Annotated in this window: 17 protein-coding genes; 4 read left to right on the plus strand and 13 right to left on the minus strand. The window is 35.3% G+C overall.

Going from position 1 to position 20385, the window contains the following annotated elements; translation table 11 throughout:
• Window positions 1-11: 11 nt before the first annotated feature.
• Genes radC through EKM03_RS02865 form a run of 3 tightly spaced genes read left to right on the plus strand, consistent with a single transcriptional unit; the run spans window position 12 to window position 2152 of the window.
• The gene (radC, locus tag EKM03_RS02855) at window positions 12-707 is read left to right on the plus strand and encodes a DNA repair protein RadC (protein ID WP_126451795.1); all 696 of its coding nucleotides are present in this window, start codon (window positions 12-14) and stop codon (window positions 705-707) included.
• A gap of 9 nt (window positions 708-716) precedes the next feature.
• Window positions 717-1406: a YjjG family noncanonical pyrimidine nucleotidase gene (locus EKM03_RS02860; RefSeq protein ID WP_126451796.1), complete on the plus strand. Its 690-nt coding sequence runs from the start codon at window positions 717-719 to the stop codon at window positions 1404-1406.
• Between the two features lie 2 nt (window positions 1407-1408).
• Window positions 1409-2152 (plus strand): hypothetical protein, encoded by a 744-nt coding sequence (locus EKM03_RS02865; protein ID WP_126739846.1) that lies wholly within the window; start codon window positions 1409-1411, stop codon window positions 2150-2152.
• Window positions 2153-2214: 62 nt separating this feature from the next.
• On the opposite strand, the gene EKM03_RS02870 is transcribed toward EKM03_RS02865, so the two are convergent.
• Window positions 2215-3492 (minus strand): replication-associated recombination protein A, encoded by a 1278-nt coding sequence (locus EKM03_RS02870; RefSeq protein WP_126451798.1) that lies wholly within the window; start codon window positions 3490-3492, stop codon window positions 2215-2217.
• A gap of 236 nt (window positions 3493-3728) precedes the next feature.
• Between EKM03_RS02870 and EKM03_RS02875 the strand changes: the two genes are divergently transcribed.
• Window positions 3729-4505: a rhomboid family intramembrane serine protease gene (locus EKM03_RS02875; protein ID WP_126739847.1), complete on the plus strand. Its 777-nt coding sequence runs from the start codon at window positions 3729-3731 to the stop codon at window positions 4503-4505.
• 54 nt (window positions 4506-4559) lie between these two features.
• Here EKM03_RS02875 and rlmB read toward each other — a convergent pair whose 3' ends face one another.
• The 12 genes from rlmB to EKM03_RS02935 form a co-directional block, all read right to left on the minus strand.
• A complete protein-coding gene (gene rlmB, locus EKM03_RS02880; protein WP_126458809.1) occupies window positions 4560-5294 on the minus strand; it encodes a 23S rRNA (guanosine(2251)-2'-O)-methyltransferase RlmB in 735 nt (244 codons plus the stop codon).
• A gap of 70 nt (window positions 5295-5364) precedes the next feature.
• Window positions 5365-6231: a hypothetical protein gene (locus tag EKM03_RS02885; RefSeq protein ID WP_126739848.1), complete on the minus strand. Its 867-nt coding sequence runs from the start codon at window positions 6229-6231 to the stop codon at window positions 5365-5367.
• A 60-nt stretch (window positions 6232-6291) separates the two neighbouring features.
• Window positions 6292-7944, minus strand: a complete 1653-nt coding sequence (locus EKM03_RS02890; RefSeq protein ID WP_126458816.1) for a SusD/RagB family nutrient-binding outer membrane lipoprotein — start codon at window positions 7942-7944, stop codon at window positions 6292-6294.
• A gap of 17 nt (window positions 7945-7961) precedes the next feature.
• The gene (locus EKM03_RS02895) at window positions 7962-11168 is read right to left on the minus strand and encodes a SusC/RagA family TonB-linked outer membrane protein (RefSeq protein WP_126562912.1); all 3207 of its coding nucleotides are present in this window, start codon (window positions 11166-11168) and stop codon (window positions 7962-7964) included.
• A 533-nt stretch (window positions 11169-11701) separates the two neighbouring features.
• Window positions 11702-13330, minus strand: a complete 1629-nt coding sequence (gene pruA, locus EKM03_RS02900; protein WP_126458822.1) for an L-glutamate gamma-semialdehyde dehydrogenase — start codon at window positions 13328-13330, stop codon at window positions 11702-11704.
• A 164-nt stretch (window positions 13331-13494) separates the two neighbouring features.
• Window positions 13495-13881 carry a Co2+/Mg2+ efflux protein ApaG gene (gene apaG, locus EKM03_RS02905; RefSeq protein ID WP_126451805.1) on the minus strand — a complete coding sequence of 129 codons (387 nt, stop codon included), beginning with the start codon at window positions 13879-13881 and terminating at the stop codon, window positions 13495-13497.
• A gap of 81 nt (window positions 13882-13962) precedes the next feature.
• On the minus strand, window positions 13963-15228 hold the full coding sequence (locus EKM03_RS02910) for a DUF5103 domain-containing protein (RefSeq protein WP_370272934.1): 1266 nt from the start codon (window positions 15226-15228) through the stop codon (window positions 13963-13965).
• Window positions 15229-15480: 252 nt separating this feature from the next.
• On the minus strand, window positions 15481-16245 hold the full coding sequence (locus EKM03_RS02915) for a class I SAM-dependent methyltransferase (RefSeq protein ID WP_126563353.1): 765 nt from the start codon (window positions 16243-16245) through the stop codon (window positions 15481-15483).
• A 52-nt stretch (window positions 16246-16297) separates the two neighbouring features.
• Window positions 16298-16714: a GxxExxY protein gene (locus tag EKM03_RS02920; RefSeq protein WP_126554561.1), complete on the minus strand. Its 417-nt coding sequence runs from the start codon at window positions 16712-16714 to the stop codon at window positions 16298-16300.
• A 69-nt stretch (window positions 16715-16783) separates the two neighbouring features.
• A complete protein-coding gene (gene map, locus EKM03_RS02925) occupies window positions 16784-17602 on the minus strand; it encodes a type I methionyl aminopeptidase (protein ID WP_126563352.1) in 819 nt (272 codons plus the stop codon).
• Between the two features lie 43 nt (window positions 17603-17645).
• Window positions 17646-19034 carry a TolC family protein gene (locus tag EKM03_RS02930; RefSeq protein ID WP_126739849.1) on the minus strand — a complete coding sequence of 463 codons (1389 nt, stop codon included), beginning with the start codon at window positions 19032-19034 and terminating at the stop codon, window positions 17646-17648.
• Window positions 19034-20380 carry an HlyD family secretion protein gene (locus tag EKM03_RS02935; RefSeq protein ID WP_126458830.1) on the minus strand — a complete coding sequence of 449 codons (1347 nt, stop codon included), beginning with the start codon at window positions 20378-20380 and terminating at the stop codon, window positions 19034-19036. Before EKM03_RS02935 ends, EKM03_RS02930 begins: the two co-directional genes overlap by 1 nt.
• Window positions 20381-20385 lie beyond the last annotated feature (5 nt).

Consider the following 20385-nt stretch of genomic DNA (forward strand, 5'->3'; position numbering starts at 1 on the left):
ACAACAAGCGAATGGCTGAAAATTCCTTTTTTCCTATTACCAATTGGTCCGAAGACGATAAACCACGTGAAAAACTAATGCTGAAAGGTAAAAGTGTTTTGAGTGATGCGGAACTGATAGCTATTTTGATAGGTTCCGGCAGCAGGAATGAGTCAGCGGTGGATTTGAGTAAACGGATTTTGGCAAGCGTAGATACTAATTTGAATGCCTTAGGAAAATTATCACTGTCTCAGCTCATGCAATTTAAAGGAATAGGAGAGGCAAAGGCCATTTCTATTATTGCTGCTTTAGAATTAGGAAGACGCAGAAGAGGCGAAGAGGTTGTGGAATTGACAAAAATTACTTCCAGCAAAATCATTTTCGAAATCATGCAGCCTATTATTGGGGAATTACCACACGAAGAATTTTGGATTATTTATATGAATAACTCCAATAAGGTACTGTCGAAATCCCAATTGAGTAAAGGCGGAATCACCGGAACATTGGTCGATGTGCGAATCGTTTTCAAAACGGCACTCGAAATCGGAGCTACAGCATTGATCTTGTGTCACAATCATCCTTCCGGAACCTTGATTCCTAGTGATGCTGACAAACAAATTACAAGAAAATTGAAATTGGCAGGTGATAGTTTAGAAATAAAAGTATTAGATCATCTTATTATAACTGAAACCAGTTATTTCAGCTTTGCAGATGAAGGGATATTTTAAAATTACAAAATGAAACAAACACATATAAAGGACGTTTTTTTTGATTTAGATCATACCCTTTGGGATTTTGATAAAAATTCAGAGCTCACTTTTGAGACTATTTTTAACAGAAATCATCCAACGATAGCAACCAAGGAGTTTATTGAAAAATATGTTCCAATTAACCAAGCGTGTTGGGCACTTTATCAATACGATAAGATTACCCATCAGGAATTGCGGTACAATCGATTGAAACACTCGTTTGATGCGTTGAGTTATACTATTTCAGATGAAGAAATAGAGACTATAGCGGAGGATTATATTCGGTTTTTGCCGGATAACAATCATCTTTTTGATGGGACAGTGGAACTTTTGGAGTATTTAAAACCTAAATACAATTTGCATATTATAACCAATGGTTTTGCGGAAGTGCAATTTAAAAAATTGAACAATTCAAAAATTGGAAGCTATTTTCAGACCATAACTAATTCAGAAATGGCTGGGGTAAAAAAACCAAATCCCATTATCTTTGATTACGCTTTAGATTTGGCCAAAGCCAAAAAAGAAAAAAGTATCATGATTGGTGATAGTTTAGAAGCGGATGTTCAAGGAGCACTGGATGCGGGACTGCAAGCTATTTTTTTTAATGAAAGTAAAGTTCAGGTAGAACAGCACATCATACAAATTAACCATTTATTAGAACTTAAAAAATATTTATAAAGATGAAAAAATCATTAGTATTCCTGCTGATATTAGTTGTTAGTTATTCCTATTCTCAATCGGTAAACGATTATAAAGCTGTGATTATTCCCGTTAAGTACGATTTCCTCAAAACAGAGAATCAGTATCGACTGACAACAATGTCTAAATTCAATCTAAACAAAGCCGGTTTTGAAGCTTTTTACAGCAAAGAAGCCATTCCAAGTGACTACAGTGACCGTTGCAGTTTGTTGTATATGGATGTTGTTAAAGAAAATGCTTTTTTGATGACTAAGTTATTTGTGACACTTAAGGATTGTTACGGGAAAATAATTTTCCAATCTGCAGTGGGGAAAAGCAAGGAGAAACAATATGAAACTGCGTATGGCGAAGCGCTTAACAAAGCTTTTGAATCCGTTAATGAGTTGCAATATAAATATAACGGTACTATAAATACAACTATGGAGCCAGAAGTTACCAAGCCCTTGGCCGCTCCGGTGGTGTTGGCTCAAAAAGTAGTCAGCGACTCAGTATCTGATGAAAAAGAAATGGATTTGCTTTATGCTCAGCCTACGACAACCGGTTTCCAGTTGATTGATAGTTCTCCAAAAGTTGTTATGAAAGTTTTTAAAACCTCTAGTGCCGAATCTTTTATCGCTTTCAAAGGAGATATTAAAGGTGTTTTAATTGCTAAGAACAACCAATGGTTTTTTGAGTATTATGAAAACAACAAATTATATTCTGAAAAAATAGCGGTAAAGTTTTAGTGCAATTATAAATTAATTATTTTTCTAAAAGGGATGTACTGCGGTGTATCCCTTTTTGTGTTTTAATAGCCATATTTATTTTTCCAGCGGTTTTTTAAGAATTCTCTTGTGATGTTTTCTCGGGAGTTATTTCCGGGAATATAAATGGGATTGTTGGACAGTTCATTAGGAAGGAATTCTTGTTCTGCAAAATTATTTGTGTAATCGTGTGCATATTTATATTCTTCGCCATACCCTAATTCTTTCATTAATTTAGTGGGCGCGTTGCGCAAGTGAATTGGTACCGGTAAATCGCCAGTTTGTTTTACAAGTTGTTGCGCAGTTCCAATGGCCAGATACGAAGCGTTACTTTTAGGGGAAGTGGCTAAATAAACGGCACATTGGCTTAATATAATCCTGCTTTCCGGATATCCAATTGTGGCAACCGCCTGAAAGGTATTATTGGCCATAATAAAAGCAGTTGGATTGGCATTTCCTATATCTTCACTACTCAGGATAAGCATTCGACGAGCGATAAATTTAACATCTTCACCGCCTTCAATCATGCGGGCAAGCCAATACACAGCACCATTTGGATCACTTCCCCGAATGGATTTTATAAAAGCTGAAACAATGTCATAATGTTGTTCGCCAGTTTTGTCATACAAAACGGTATTTTGTTGTACTAAAGCAAAAACACGTTCGTTAGTGATTATAACATCGTCTTCTTCGGATGCATGTACAACAAGTTCAAAAATATTCAACAGCTTACGTCCATCGCCACCGGAAAGGCGCAATAAGGCTTCTGTTTCTCTTAGTTTAATGTTTTTGGTCTGCAAATAAGCGTCTGTTTTTATGGCGCGTTCCAGAAGTGTTTCTAAGTCTTTTTTGCTAAAAGCGTTCAAAACATACACCTGACATCGGGACAGTAGTGCTGGAATAACTTCAAAACTAGGGTTTTCTGTTGTGGCACCAATTAGGGTGATCCACCCTTTTTCTACCGCAGCCAATAACGAATCTTGTTGGGATTTGCTAAAACGATGAATCTCATCAATGAATAATATAGGGTTTTTAGCCGTAAACAAACCCCCACTTTGCTTTGCTTTTTCAATCACCTCGCGAATGTCTTTCACACCGGAATTGATGGCACTCAAAATATAAAAGGGTCGTTTTGATTCCTGTGCAATAATTTGCGCTAAAGTAGTTTTACCAGTGCCCGGTGGTCCCCAAAAAATTAAGGAAGGGATAATTCCTTTTGTAATTTGTTGTGTCAAGGAACCATTTGGTCCGACCAAATGGGATTGACTAATGTACTCTTCTAATTTTTGTGGTCGTATGCGCTCTGCAAGTGGTGCTTCCATTGTGCAAAATTAATATTTTTTTTAATCTAAGCCCATTTATGATTGTCAAATTTATTTTTCGGAGCTATTTCCAGCTGTACACTATATCCACGCAAAAAAGCGTGGGATGCCGTTTCCATCTGGGCTAGGAATTCTTGTGTTTAATTTTACTCTTGGGTTGTACTATGACAAAATTGCATTAAATTGCTTTTGGAGAAGTTTTTGAATTAAGATAATAGTATAAACAAGTAGGATTCATGGACAAACATTTTAAATTCACGAATTTAGTTATTGGACTGCCTCTTTTTTTTGTGGTAGTATTGTGGTTTGTCTATTGGCTCGAAATTCGATTTGATTTTGACTTTGTCCAAAACGGTATTTACCCTCGAACATTTTCAGGTCTGCAAGGAATCTTGTTCAGTCCTTTTATTCATAGTGATATAGAGCATTTGTACAACAACTCGATACCTGTATTGGTATTATTGGTCGCTTTACAATTTTTCTATGCGAAACAATCGTTGGCGGTTGTTGGGTATGGAATTCTATTGTCTGGATTTATCACGTGGATTATTGGTCGGGAGAATTACCATATTGGAGCCAGTGGTTTGATTTATGTGTTGTTTAGTTTTATTTTTTTTAAGGGAATTCAAACAAAGTACAATCGATTAATAGCCTTGTCTCTTGCCGTGATTGTTGTTTATGGAGGTTTAGTTTGGTATGTTTTTCCAAGTCCTGAGATTCCAGGTAATAAGTCTATTTCTTGGGAAGGTCACCTGGGAGGGTTGCTCTCTGGATTCCTTCTTACGTTAGTATACAAAACTCCAGAATATAAAAAAGTCCTTAAGTATGATTGGGAACATCCGGATTATGATCCCGTGGCAGATAAATTCATGCAGCGTTTTGATGCCAACGGTAATTTTGTAAATCTTCCGAGAGACGAGCCTGAGGAATTTGCTTCTTTTTATTGGTGTAGTCTCCCGATTTGTTACACTGTTGTAGCGCATAAAAAAAATGAATCAAAACGGGAGTCTTGATTCATTTTTAGTGAATTTGTTTTGGTTCCCTATTCTTTGGGAAGGGTTTGGAAATTAACTTCTCTGTCTTACCGCTTCGTATAAAAAAGCACCACAAGCTACGGATACATTTAAAGAACCAATAGTTCCAAACATGGGAAGTTTAGCTTTTTCGTCAACAATCTTCAATACAGATGGGTTTACACCACGATCCTCAGATCCCATAATTATAGCAACAGGCTCGTTCAAAGAGATATCATAGATGTTTTGATCTGTTTTTTCAGTTGCAGCAACTGTTTTGATACCGCTTGCTTGCAATAAGAAAATAGCATCTTTGATGTGTTCTACTTTGCAAATTGGAATATTGAATACAGCTCCTGCAGAGGTTTTTACCGTATCACCATTCACAGGAGCTGAGCCTGCTTTTTGGACAATAATACCGTTTACGCCGGTGCATTCAGCAGTTCTGATGATAGCGCCAAAATTACGCGCATCAGAGATTTGATCTAATATTAAGAACAATGGTTTTTTCCCGTTTTCAATTACAGATTCAATCAACGTTTCTAAATCAAAAAAGGAGATAGGGGATATGGTTGCCACTGCACCTTGATGGTTATTGGGCGTTAGTCTATTTAGTTTTTCAACCGGAACATAAGAAAAGTTAATATTACCGCGCTTCATCACTTTCATTAAGTCTTTCATCAGTTCGCTGCTCGCTTCCTTCTGAATGTAGACTTTGTCTACTGTTGCGCCTGCTTGTATGGCTTCGATTATAGCTCTAATCCCAAATATTTGATGTTCTTTTTCCATGGTGCAAATATATAAAAAAAAACCACCATCGTAATGATGGTGGTTTTAGATATATGGAAATTTATTTAATCTAAATTTTAACTAAGGTAAAAGTTTGATTTTGTGACGATCCACTGAAGTTTAATCTTAAGTTAATGTCCCCAGTACAAGAACCTACAGATCCTGATCCAGTCACTGTTACCTTCATCCAGCCTGTGTAGTCGAACTGCTCATTAGCAGTAACAGTTGCCACTGCATTTGAAGGGTTGATTGTTACTATCATATAGGATGTCGAAGGATTGTTTAAGTATGGATTGTTTGTATTTCTAATTCTAAATGTATACAATCCATCAGTGGATACGTATTGAACAGGCACTATATCTCCAACTGCGTAGTCAGCCCAAGCATCAGCGGTTACTTTGTAGTTACCATTGAAAGCAGCTGCACTAGCTAATGGACAAAAGAATTGAACTGAATATACAAATCCTGATGAGAAGTAAACTCCACCTACAACTGTACTAGAAGAGTTAGTATTAGTAAATGTTCTACCATCCGTTAACACTAATTCTAATCTCATTGTAAATTTATCGGATGTAGTGTAACCTCCGGTTGTAAGCCCTAATTTAGCCAGAGTCTCAGCAAGTGTAGCACTTACTTCACCTGTAGGTAAATTATTAGATCCTTTTGGAAAGGCTGTTGCGGAATATGATTTTACTAATTTTTCGGCACTTGTTACTCCATTTTTAGTGTGTTTTACATACAATCTAACTTCTGATAGAAGATCTCCATTTTTACTATCTTGTTCTTCAATATTTACTGACCATTTAGAAGTTGTATCAAAGAAATTAAAAGTAGATTGGTTTACTTTTAAAGTTCTTAAAATTGCGCCTCTTGTAGTGTTGGCAAGTACATTGTCTGCAGTACTTTCATCACCACTACAAGATTGTAATAGTACCATGCCCATTGCAAGTAAGCAATACGTTAAGTTTTTTATATATTTTTTCATGTTTAATATTTATTAGTTACCAATTGGAAATCCAGTTGTAGCATTGTTATCCCAGAATACTCTTGCTGAAACGCTAGTTTTTTGCTTCATATTTGAATTAGAAGAAGATTCATTTGCTGGATATAAAAATGATCTTATAAATTGCCCAGGATTTGGTTCTAGATTTGGTTGAATTCTTTGAGGGAATCCAGTTCTTCTATAAAAGTTGTATGCATCTGTTCCGTTTCCGAAAACCGAGATGAACAATTCTTTCGCAAGAATTTCTCTTTGACCTGTTAAAGTAGCAGCATCAAATTTATTTCCAACTTCGTTCATATAAGTTACATCTCTTGTTGTAGCAGGTACAGTTGATACTATAGCACCAGCATCTCTAGATATAAAAGCTCTCACTTTAGTGAATGATTTTTGAACTCCAGATAAAATAAATGCTTTTGCACTTCCTATACCTCCGTATAACGCAGCTTCAGCTCTGTAGAAATCCATAGTAGAACTTAGTAATATTGGTGTAATTCCATCTCCTTTAGCTCCACTTAAGTTATTTACAGTTTTAAATGTGTTATCATCAAAACGACCTCCTGCAGGATAAACTCCATAAGCAGTTTTCTTGTCAGCATCTGGTGGAATACCAAAATTGTCTCCATGATCTCTGCCCCAGTATCCATTAGCTACAGTACAGTAAGTATAACCTCCGGCTACGTAGTGAGCTGGAGCTGGTTCAATAGAACATTTTAATGTAGTAGGGTCAATTGGTGATTGTCCGTTTAACTGTCTGTAGAAGTAGAATTTCATTCTAGGGTCAGCTATAGACTTGTCACTTAGCATTAAATCCATAAACCAGTTTGATTGGTATTCAGAAGTACCTGTAGTTAAATAGTTGTCTCTGTATAAAGGACTTCTTCCATCAGGGTTGTTAACATTTGAATTCCAGTCAAATTGGAAATCATCTGAAGCAGTTTGCATAAAGTTTCCTGTTGCTACAATAGTATTAAAACTAGCGATAGCTGAAGGGTCAACTAATCTTCTTTGAATGTAGATTTTCATCTTAATAGAATTAGCTAACTTAATCCACTTAGTCCAATCTTTATTGTAATAAAAATCATTGAAAGTTGTTGTTGTTGGACTAGTTTCTGAAAAATTTACAATTGCTTTATCTAGTAAAACTAAAGCAGCATTGTAAATTGATGCTCCAGTATCTGCCTTTGCATTTAGATTAGTAGCTCCTAATAAAGCTTCAGTATAGGGGACATCACCAAAAAAGTCAACTAAGTTAACAATAGTGTATGCTTCTAATACCTGTCCCATACCAATATGGCGTTTCAATCCTTTTTCTGCAGCTTTAACATTCATTAATTGGATGTTCTTTAAAACTGTTTGATAAGAAACTGCCCATTTTGAGTCTAATGTAGCAGGGCTATAAGCATTTTCATAACTTCTACCAAACATATTAGTCATCCTTGTTACTTCCATACTTGTTCTACCATAAGCTTGCATGTTAAGTGCAAAAGAACGTTGAACACCATTTAAATAGAAATCCACATCTGCCTTGTCAACAGATAATGCATTTGGATCCTCTTTCATATCCATGTCTATTGTCTCGCAAGAAGAGTATAATAATGCCCCTAAGAACAAAATTATTACACTTGCTATTTTTTTCGTATTGTTCATAATTGTTATTTTTAAATTTAGAAACTTGCTTTAATACTAAAACCATATCTTTTAGCCGTTGGGCCATTCAAGTGGTCAAATCCTTTACCATTACCTACTCCAAGACCAGCTACGTTAGGGTCGAAATTGATTCCTTTAGGAGTATTTATAGCATTGTAATACAAGTTGTTACCTGATACAGATATAGATAGAGCTCCAAATGGAGTTTTATCTAATAATTTACGTGGTATGTTATATCCAAAAGATATTTCAGAAAGTCTAATTACAGTTGCGTCATAAATTTTCATTTCGTCAGCACCAGCTATAATATTACTGAAATAATTATCTGAATTGTTGATTTGAATATCATTTACAGATCCATCAGCTTTTACACCAGGAAGAATATATGTATTTAATCTATCTACTGTATCAGTTGTAAGACCTCTACCTAACAAAGTTGCGATTGTTTGTGAAAACATATCTCCACCTGCTGTATAATTAATTAAAAATCCAAAATTAAAATTTTTGTATGAAAAACTATTAGAAACGTTTAATATATAATCAGGGTTTGGATTACCAATGTTAAAGATACCTTGTTCGATTTTATACAAACCAGTACTTTCTACAACTTTATTTCCATTAGCATCTCTTTGAATTCTACTACCTACAATTATCCCAAATTGTTGCCCAGGAATTGCAGCGTTACCTAAGTTAGAATATCCATCATAAACAATTTGTTCTGTGTCAGGGCCTAAAGAAGTAACGATAGATTTAGATTTAGTTACGTTAGCACTAACATCCCAGTTAAATCCATCGTTTGCGTGATTTATAACGCTTACACCTAAATCAACTTCAAAACCTTCTCCGTCAATTTGACCGATATTTGTTTTTGTTGATCCAAATCCAGAACTTGGAGGTAATGGTCTGTCGGTAATTAAATCTTTTGTTTTTCTTTTGAAATAAGAAAAATCTAAACTTACTCTATTACTCAGAAATTTGGAATCAAAACCAAGTTCAATCTCAGTCAATAGTTCGGGTCTCAAATTAGGATTTCCTAAGTTATTTGAAGCTGATACAATAGGAAATGTAGTTCCTGCATCGTTTATGTTTCCTCTTGGAGCTAATGTTACGTTGTTTGAAACTGGATATCCTGTTGCAAATCCAGCAGAGGTACCATAACCCATTCTTAATTTCAAATAATTTAAACCCTTATCTGATGCTATTTCAGAGAATATTTTTGTTGGAATAAGCGCTAAACTCGCACTTGGGTAATCCAAAGTATTAATATTTGTATTAGATACCCAGTCCTTTCTTTCAGAAAGTGTCAAATAAGCCCATTTATTATAATCAAGTTCAACTTGACCATAGATACCTGCAATATTTCGGCTTTCTGAGTACTGAATTGGCGTTTGTGTTTTGAAGTTGAAGTGTCTAAATACTCCAAATCCTAATTGCTCTACACTATTAACTCCCTGACGGTCATATTTAGTAGATCTGGAAGTTGCCCCTACACTGAAATTCAGTCCTAAATTATCAGTAAGCGAGTACTGCCCGGTTACTAATATGTTATGATCCCATATTGTATTAAGGTTATCAAATGTTCTGTAGTCTCCTAAAACCGGTCCAGAGGTAGATGCTCCTCCAGAACCTTTATTAGTTCCTGAAACGTTTCTTTCAGTATAATTATCAATACCTACTCTATACGTTATGTTCAAATTGTCGTTAATGTCGTATTTCAAAGCTGAATTACCAAAAACTCTATTTGTTAATTGTGATGTGAAAGCATTGTTTACTGTCCAATTTGGATTTACAATTCCACCATCATTTCTGTAATAAACACTTCCTCCTGTAATAGGATCTTGGAAAGGTAATCCCATCAGGTCTACGTTACGAGGTGTGTAAAACACATCTGAAAACACAGATAAACCTGTTCCTGAAGCTCCTGAGCCTGTACTTAAAGCAACTGGTGGGCTTTTAAAATTAGTATTTGAATAGTTTAAAGTTCCGCTAATTGTAAATTTATTACTTAAAGCAGACTTACCACCAATAGAGATTGAATTTCTACCTAATTTGTTACCAGGTGTAAATCCTTCATCTTCTAAATGACCAAAGTTAAAGTTGAAACTAGTTTTTCCGTCAGCTGAAGCTCCAGCAATATTAACAGAAGTACTAGCAACTATACCTGTTCTAAAAAAATCTTTAACGTTGTTTGGTTTTGCAGAATAAGGTACTCTTTTACCAATATATTCTGGAAAAGCAGAATTTAAGTTTGCTCTGTCGTATGGGTGTTTGATTGTGCCATCAGCAGCAATTCCAGAATTTGGATTTGTGTAACCACCAATACCATTTGGATAAAATCCAGGACCCCAGTTACTGTAGAAGTTACCAAAAGCTTGGTCAAATCCGTTACCAAATTTATTTTGGTAATCTGGTAAAGATGCTATTTCGTTAGCAAAAAGGGATTGACTTACAGAAATCTCTGTTTTTTTAGGTCCTTTTTTTAAACTTCCACTTTTTGTAGTAATTAAAATTACACCATTTCTACCTTCAGTTCCGTAAAGTGTTGCAGCTGCAAATCCTTTTAGGATACTTACGTTTTCAATGTTGTTCGGATCTAAATCCAAGAATCTACTTGAACCAGAGTTACCATTAATGAATGAACCATTAGCATTCGTGTCTGAGCTAAAAGGAACTCCATCAACGATGAATAATGGTTGAGACGATCCACTAACAGAGTAGTTACCTCTAATGTTGATGTTTGTTGCGGAACCAGAAATACCACTACCATTAATGATTTGCACTCCTGAAGCCTTTCCGCTTAAAACCCTAGCTATATCACCTTCTGACCTTTGTTCTAGATCTTTTGCTTTAACTTGGCTAACTGCGTAACCAATTGCTTGTTTCTCTCTTTTTATACCTTGAGATGTAATTACGACTTCTTCTAGAGCTTGTGAGTCTTCCATAAGTTTAACCTTCAAGTTCTCGAAATTTGCTACTCTTTCCTGAGTTTTCATTCCAATATAGCTAAAAATCAAGATTTGGCTTGATGTAGCTTTGATTGAAAATTTTCCGTCAAAATCAGTTTGTGTCCCTGATTTAGTCCCTTTTACTAATACACTGACTCCCGTGATAGGCATTCCTGCATTATCAGAAACGATCCCTGAAACAGATCGTTCTTGTGCAAAGGTCAATTGCGTCACAAGTACTAGTAGTAGTACTAAGAATCCATTAAACTTTAGTTTCATAGTTATGATTTTTGGTTATATTCTTCAAAAATCTAAATTTTAAGTTAAAAATCCTAATCTTATCTTAATTTTTTATTTTATATAATAGTAATTAACCTTAAAAAATGTTTTTTGTTTCTTTTTAAAGCCAAAAAATTGAACTAATTATAATTTTAGTATTGTTTTTTATTTTATTGGGCTAATTAATTCTTTCCAAAGACGAATCAATTAATTGAAATTATTTTCGATAAAGGCCAGTCTGTTTTCTTGAAAAGATAGAATTCGATTTGTCTGAAAAATAAAAGGGAAGTCAAAAATCGCTAAAGTTTCATTGCGCTTTTTAATAAAGTAACAAAAACAATCCAAAGGATGTAATTGGGGTGGTTTATAAATAGTTTTCAAAGGGGCAATCAGTTTGGAAAAGTATTTATTGGATAACAGCGTTTTTTTGGTGTTAACGTCTAGTCCTAAAAAAAATCCCAAGATTCAATTGTTTTGAATCTTGGGATTTTTTATGAAATACATTGTTTGGTGAGGTGAATTCCTCATTATAGCTATTCTCCTAAGAAAGGGTATCTGTAATCTACCGGAGTAACGAAAGTTTCTTTGATTGTTCTTGGAGAAGCCCAGCGCAATAAGTTCAATGGAGAACCTGCTTTGTCATTGGTTCCTGAAGCTCTTGCTCCGCCAAAAGGTTGTTGCCCTACAACGGCACCCGTTGGTTTGTCATTAATATAGAAGTTACCGGCAGCATTTTGTAATTTCACTGTCGCCACTTCAATGGCGTAACGGTCCTGACTGAAAACGGCTCCTGTTAATGCGTATTCAGACGTTGTATCTACCAATTCTAGTGTTTCTTCCCATTTTGCATCTTCATACACAAAAATAGTCATAACTGGTCCAAATAATTCAGTTGCCATGGTGGTATAATGAGGATTAGTCGTTACAATTACCGTTGGCTCAATAAAGTATCCAACTGATTTGTCATAGTTCCCACCAACGATAATCTCCGCATCAGTATCTTTTTTGGCTTGGTCTATAAAACTGACCAATTTATCAAAGGAGCCTTCATGAATAACGGCAGTAATAAAATTACTAAAATCTTCTGGAGATCCCATTTTCATTGATTTTACATCCGCAATAATTTGCTCTTTTACAGCGGGCCATAAGCTTTGTGGGACATAAGATCTAGAGGCTGCAGAGCATTTTTGCCCTTGGAATTCAAATGCGCCTCGAACAATTCCCGTAGAAACTTGTTTAGGGTTAGCGCTTGAATGCGCTATGATGAAATCTTTTCCGCCTGTTTCCCCCACGATTCTTGGGTACGTTTTGTAATGGTGAATGTTTGTTCCAATTTTTGCCCAGATATCTTTGAATACGTGAGTGGAACCTGTAAAGTGAATTCCAGCAAAATCCCGACTTGCCAGAATGGTATCGGTAATCATTAAAGGGTCTCCAAAAACTACATTGATAACTCCATCAGGAACACCAGCTTCTTTGAACACTTCGATTATAATTTGCGCAGAAAAAACTTGACTATCACTTGGTTTCCAGATTACAACGTTCCCCATCATTGCGGCGCTTGCTGGAAGATTTGCGGCAATTGCAGTAAAGTTAAAAGGCGTGATCGCATATACAAATCCTTCAAGAGGTCTGTACTCTAGACGGTTCCACATATCTGAGGTGGATGCCGGCTGGTCTCCATATATTTGAGTCATGAATTCTACGTTGAAACGCAAAAAGTCAATTAGCTCACATGACGCATCAATTTCGGCCTGATGAACATTTTTAGACTGAGCAATCATGGTTGCGGCATTAATTCTGGCTCTGTAAGGGCCAGCAATTAATTCAGCGGCTTTAAGGAAAATGGCTGCGCGCTGTTCCCAAGCCATGTTAGCCCAAGCTGTTCTTGACTCTAATGCATTTGCAATAGCTTTCTCGATATGTGATTTTTCGGCAAGATGATACGTTCCTACACTATGTTTGTGGTCATGAGGCGCTGACATTGTTTTGGTATTCCCTGTTCTAATTTCTTCGCTTCCTATATATAATGGTACGTCAATTTTAGAATTCCACATTTTAGTATAAGCGGCTTGTACGGCGGCTTTTTCAGGTGAATTTGGCGCATACCCTTTTACTGGTTCGTTTACTGCTTTTGGCGCATGAAAAAATCCTTTTAGCATGATATTGTAATTTGATAATCTGTTTGAAGAGATTAAGATTAGAAAATTAAAAAATAAATTACTCGATATTTTATCAAAAAATTACTGTACTGCAAAAGTACAAAGGATAATTTTAAAATTGATAAAATAGGAATAAGAAAAAGGAATATTTTAAGCGAAAAAAATTAATTTAAAGCAAAGGGAGCACACAATCGGAAGGTAGGTACAATGACTTTGAAGTTTTTTGTTGAGGTAAAATTAATCATGTTAAAATACCCTTTCATCGCACCATAAGGGGATGATAATAGACAACCGGAACTATAGGTGTGAAATTCGCCAGGTTTTAAAACAGGCTTTTTCCCAATTACCCCTTCGCCATCAACAATTTCGATATCATTTAAGGAATCATAAATTTCCCAATGACGCGAGATCAATTGAACGGAATCTTTACTGTGGTTTTCAATAGTAATTTCATAACTAAATGCAAAATGAAGCTTGTAGTTCTTAACGTACGTACCTTCAAAACTAGTCAATACTGAAATTTTTATACCTCTTGTTATTTGAGAAACCATATTAAATGGGTGTGTAGGAGTTTAATACTAACAAATTTACAAAAAAAGGGTATCGTTTTGTTGAATTTTATGAAAGTTTTTTTAATTGATGGTGTTTATTGAATTTGCCATTCCTTTGCCCACAGCCCTGTCATAACGACCTATGTTTTCTCTGTAATAGACTACTATTGTATATTCATTTTCTGTTTGATAAAAATTGCCGTCTACCGCATTTTCCGGATCAAGAACTCCTTTGTCATCCGCAACAAGGTATTGAAAGTTTGTAAACCCTTGTTTTATTAAAATAGCCTTTTCATAAAGCCCTTTTTTAGGATTATAGTCCATTTTATATTCAGGGATTAATGCGTAGTTATTGAACATACCGGCAACATAAATATTTTTATTCATTCTGAAAGTGGGGGCCGAAAGACTGAAATAGACCCAGGCATAATCCGCTTCGAATTCGCTGTCAGCAGCGCTTATATTCTTGACTACAAAAGCCCCATTAACATCTTGGGTAAAAGAATACGGAAAATTGGCTCTAGCAGCATTAGTGTATAAAAAAGAACCATAAATAGGGGTGTCAAAGTCTACCCGACCAATGTTGTTGTTTGCGGCTCTGATGTCTTTATTTTCGAAAAACAAAAACTCATTTCCCGCCCAAAACTGCGTTTCAGTATCGTATTTGTAGATCAAATCATTTCCTATCGTATACTGCGGAATTATATTTTTTATACCGCTATTTAGTTGTCCGTTTTGAAGTAATAACAGTTTGACATTCCGCAACGGAGTTTGGAAAACAATAGAATTGGATTTAATCGCAAAATCTAAATTGTGTTTCAATTCGATAGTGCTGATTGTTCGTGCTCGTTTGACTTGAATGGGAACCGTGACCAGATCTTCGTATAAAATAAATTTTCTCGAAAACAGGATGTCTTTATTTTCATCTAAAACCTTTATCATGTAATTTCCGCTGATTTTTAATTGGAGCGTAAATTGATTTGGAATGGCTAATTTGTAATGCGAATAGATTTGTAAAGTATTAAAAGAGTTGGTGTACTCCTGAATTCTTTGGTTGTCAAAACCCTCTAAATATTCGTTTTTAGGTATTGCCGTTGGATTCCAGTTGTAATCGCAATGAATTATTTCGTAATAATAATTGGCTTCATTGCCAAAAAGATCATCAAATTGCAATTGAAATCCTTCGCCTAGTTTTAAAATTGGAATTATAGTTTGGTCATTTTGAACAAATGAAATGGTTTTAATGTGGTATGGCGGAGCAACTTCTTTTTCTATTTGTGCCAAAGAAACGCAGGAATAAAATGCAGTAAGCATAAAAGCGGCTATTTTGAGCAAAGGGTTTTCCATTTTATAAAACGTAAGATTGTGTAAATATAGCAATTACCTTTTGTCTTTGGTTCATCTAGTTTTTACATTAATTATTTCGAAAGTAATAGCTGTCAAAATCGTTTTAATTCGTTCCGGTCTTAAAGACTAACTGATTATTTTTATTACAAATAAACGGCTTATGAAAAAAATAAACTGACGCACTAATAAACTAAAAACCTGCTAAAAAGTAACTTTAGCAGGTTTTTTTATGGTGTAAATTTATACTTTGAATTATTTGAAACAAACCGGGATAATTTCCCCTTTGGCCAAACAATATTTTTCTACTAATTCAGGTGCAATTTTATTAGTATACTCTTCTTCGATTACTTTGAAGCCGATACTTCGTAATTTATCAAAATAATCGCGGCCATAAATACGGACATGATCGTATTGACCAAATATTTTAGCACGTTCTTTTTGATCCGTAATAGAATCATCTGCAAAAGTGGTGGCTCTGGATAAATCCTGTGGAATTTGTAAAATTGCCATTCCGCCCGGTTTCAAAACCCGATACAGTTCCTGCATTGCTTTGGTATCATCCGGAATGTGTTCTAAAACATGATTGCACAGAATAACATCGTATTGATTGTCCTCAAAAGGTAAATTACAAATATCTGCTTTCACATCTGCTAACGGTGAAAACAAATCGGTTGTCGTGTAATCTAGATTTTTCTGGTTTCGAAACAGTTTATAAAAAGCTTGTTCCGGTGCAAAATGTAAAACTTTTTTTGGAGACGTAAAAAAATCAGTTTTTTCATTTAAGTACAACCATAATAAACGGTGTCTCTCTAATGAAAGGGTACTTGGTGAAAGCACATTGTTTCTTTGTGTTCCGTAACCGTAAGGTAAAAAAGTTTTAAAGCTTCTTCCGTCAATTGGATCTGTAAAGGAATTCCCTTTCAAAGCCAATGCCAAAACTGGCCTAGCAACATAGCTTAAACGAATAAGTAATGGACGGGGAATGGTATTGAGTATAAGTTTAAAGAGTTTTTTCATTGTTGTTTCACAAAGATTCGCAAAGTAAACTCAAAGATTCACTAAGTTTTTTTTAAGAATCTGAAGTTGTATTTATAAATCGTTTTATATTGTTTTTTAAAATTTTACTATTGTAATTTATTAGTAATCCCAACGGATAATTTCCAAGCTTTAAATAGGTAAGTATTTGTGCAAAATGTACGGAAGTATAATTTTCAACTGTTTTCAATTCAATAACTAACTTGTTCTCTACTAGTAGGTCAATTCTATATCCTTGATTAAGTTTTATTTCCTTGTATATTATAGGAAGCGTTATCTCCTTTTCTACCTGCAAACCTGCTTTTTTGATTTCATAAAAAAGACATTCTTGATAGGTTGATTCCAAAAGTCCCGGACCAAGCTGACGATGAACTTCAATAGCTAGACCAATTACTTTATAAGAAATTGCTTGTAAATCTTCAGAGATCTCTATAAATTCTTCGTTTGTCATTTATAAATAATTTAGGACTTAAATTTTTGTGAATCTTTGAGTTTACTTTGTGAATCTTTGTGAAATGCTTTACAATACTAAAGGCTCTCGTCTAAACTCATTTTCTTCTGTACTTACAATTCCTAACGATTTATAAACATAAGCAAAAGTGGATAAAATTTCTGGTTTCCCATCGATAATGGCTACGTCGTGTTCAAAATGGGCACTTGGTTTTCCGTCAGCTGTCGTGATTGTCCAGCCGTCTTTGTGTTGCTTGATGTTTCTAGTACCCATGTTAATCATCGGCTCAATGGCAACAACCATCCCTTCTACAAAAAGTTTGCCTCTTCCTTTTTTGCCATAATTAGGCATCTCAGGATCTTCATGCATTTTTTGTCCTACGCCATGACCCACTAATTCCCGTACGACACCGTATCCATATGATTCGGTATATTTTTGAATGGCATTGCCCACATCTTCCACGCGGTTTCCTATTTTAAATTCTCGGATTCCTACATATAAAGATTCTTTGGTTATCTGTAATAGTTTTTTAGTTTCCGGAGCCACTTCGCCAATTTCAAAAGAGTACGCATGATCGCCATGGTATCCATTTTTGTAAGCTCCACAATCTACCGAGATTACATCCCCGCTTTCTAATGGTTTGTTATTTGGAATTCCATGGACTACTTGTGCGTTTGGACTCATGCAAAGGGAGTTTGGAAAACCATATAAGCCAAGAAAACTTGGTTCAGCTCCATGGTCGCGAATGAAGGTTTCGGCTAATTTATCCAGGTATAATGTGGTCACTCCTTCTTTGATTTCAGAAGCAATCATTCCTAATGTTTTTGATACGATCAGCGCACTTTCGCGCATTAATTCTATTTCTTCACGGGATTTTATAATAATCATAATTTCATTTTTTCAAGTTGCAAAAATACAATTTTATAAGTATTTAATCCGGATTGGCCATGATTTTAAAAAGGTCCGAATTAGAGATGTAAAAACGGTTTTCTAATGCTATTTTCGAAAGTTGTGCCGTAACTAAATTATTTTCCCGGATATTGATTAAAAACAACGAGCTTTCACCAAAAGAGAACAAACGTTCCTCTGAATTTAGCATGATGAGATTGTCTTGCACTAAATCTTTGATTAACTCCTGTTGTTTTAAGAGTGATTTGATTTCTAGTTTTTGGGCATTGATTTTATTAGTCAATTGCACTTTTTCCAAATCCAATACAAATTCAGATTCCTGTACTTTGTATTTTGCCAGTTTCAAACTACCGCGTTCTTTTCTAAGAAATAAAGGAAAATAGAAATCCAATCCAATTTTATAATCCTCAAATTGATAGTTGTCAATATAACTGGGTTCTGAAATATAAGAGTACCCCACATCAATTTTAGGCAAAAGCATGTTGGCTTTTAGTTTTCGTTCCACATTCAGCATATCAATTTTGCTTTGCAATGCATTTATTTTGGGGTGATTGGTGATGGAGAAATCTGAATTCAATAAGTCATTGGTTTTTAAACTTTCCTGAATGGTAAATTCTAATTGTATTTCAGGAATTAAGGCATCGGATAATTCCAGCGGAATGTTGTTTTCTAGCCAAAGAAAAGTTGCTAGTTCTAATTTGGCTTTAGCCAATTTTAGGTTCGAATCCTCCAGGCTCAGCTTTCTGTTTTTCACAATAATTCCTGCTTCAACACTATCAATGGCGGGTTTGTCCCCTTGAATGATTAACGATTGAATTCCTTTGAAACGAATTTGTGCATTCTGGTTGTATTCCTGGTACAAAGCAACTTCGTTGAAGTTTTTCTTCCAATTGAAATACGCCAGGGAAGCATCATATAAAACCACAATGGCCTGCAGTTTTCGTTCTGCCAGACTCAGTTGCATTTGCATTTTGGCTTTTCGAACATCAGCCATCCTTTGATTTATAAACAAACCTTGCCCAAGCGGAATGGTCACTCCTAGCGAAGTTAATCCTTGATTGGGAAGCGTGTTTTGGGGATTCAAGTACACACCTTCACTATTATCGAAGCCCGCTTTAATCTCGATGCCATACCATGTGGGTATTTTGAAACTGCTGTTTAAAATGGAATAATATTCGCTGCCTTTGAATTGTTTTTCACTGAAATCAACTTCAATTTTTGGGTCAAAACCACCACGGGCCATCATCAAATTAGCTTGCGATTTACTGATCTCTAAATTGGCATTTTTCACTAAGGGATGGTACTTTTTTACATACCCCAGAAATTCAGTAAAGGTCAGTTCGTTGGATATTTTTTCTTGAGCACCCGCAGAAAGCCCGAAGAATAAAAATGCTAAAAATATCTGTTTCATTATTTTTTTTCTGTTGTTATTGTAGGCGAAGGTTTGTAATAATTAGGCGGAAATCCGTTTAAGGTTCTCCACAGCTCGAACCATACAGGAACATTGTCCAATAAAGCGATTGTTTGCGCACCAGCACCAATACTTAATTGAACAGGCCATTTATCTTCGTTTTTATCTGGAGCAATCAAAACTCGGTATTTTCCATTGACGCTAATGAAATTTTCAATAGCTACAATTTCACCTCCAAAAGTTCCGTAAGACATATTAGGCCATCCTGAAAAAACAATAGTAGGCCATCCATCAAACCAAACGCGTACTTTTTCACCTTTCGCTAATAATGGCAAATCGATTGGATTTACAAATGTTTCCACAGCGATATCATAATCTGAGGGCATGATAGTGGCTATTGGAGTGCCTTCTTTCACTGTTTCCCCAAGGCCGGATTGCAAGGCCCTGTTGATATAGCCGTTTTGGGATGCTTTGATGTAATACATTCCATTACGGATGCTGTAGTTTGCGTATAGATTCTCCAGTTTAGAGACTTGAACATCTGTTTCAAACTGGCTGCTGAGCGCTGTGAATTTTTCACTATTTGCTTTAGAAACTTTCTCCGTATACTCCGCACTTATTCGGTTTATTTCTACTTTTGCATTGATCAACTCGTTTTTACTGATTAAGTACTTGTTTTCTTGAGTGATGATTTTAGCTTCAACTTCCTGCAGTTTTAATCTTTTTTCTTCAATATCAGTTAGCGGTTTCAAGCCTTCTTTGTTCAATTGTACGGATCGATTGTATTGTGTGGTTGCAATTTTTAGTTGGGTTTTTACCGCCACAAGATCCATACTGTCACTTTCTATTTTTAAAACCGATTGTTTGATTTTGTTTTGTGCTTGTTCTAGTTTTAAGACTTTCTCCCTTTCAATGGCTTGAATTTGTTCTAAAAGCGTGCTTACTTTAGACCCATAAGATTGCAAAGATTGTTTTTTGGCATCGATCTGACTTTTGGTATTTTGCACTAAATTTGGATCCATATAATCTTCTTTGATCTCTGAGATAAAGAGTATGGTGTCGCCTTTCTTGACAAAATCGCCTTCCTGAACGTACCATTTTTCAATTCGACCGGAGATTATACTTTGGATAGATTGTGGTCTTTGACTTGGTTTTAAGGTGGTAACAGCTCCAGTACCAGAAATATTTTGAGTCCATGGCAAGAAAAGTGCAATTATACCAATTATGGAAACACCCGCTATAATTTTATTTAAAATTTTATAATGCGGCCTATTTGTTAGATTTTTGACCGCTTCGTATTGGTCTAGCTGTTGCAGTTTTATTTTGTTGTCTGAAATGTTTAGCATGACTA

It is taken from the genome of Flavobacterium sp. GSP6 (genome assembly GCF_003984855.1).
In the GTDB taxonomy this organism is placed as follows: Bacteria; Bacteroidota; Bacteroidia; order Flavobacteriales; family Flavobacteriaceae; genus Flavobacterium.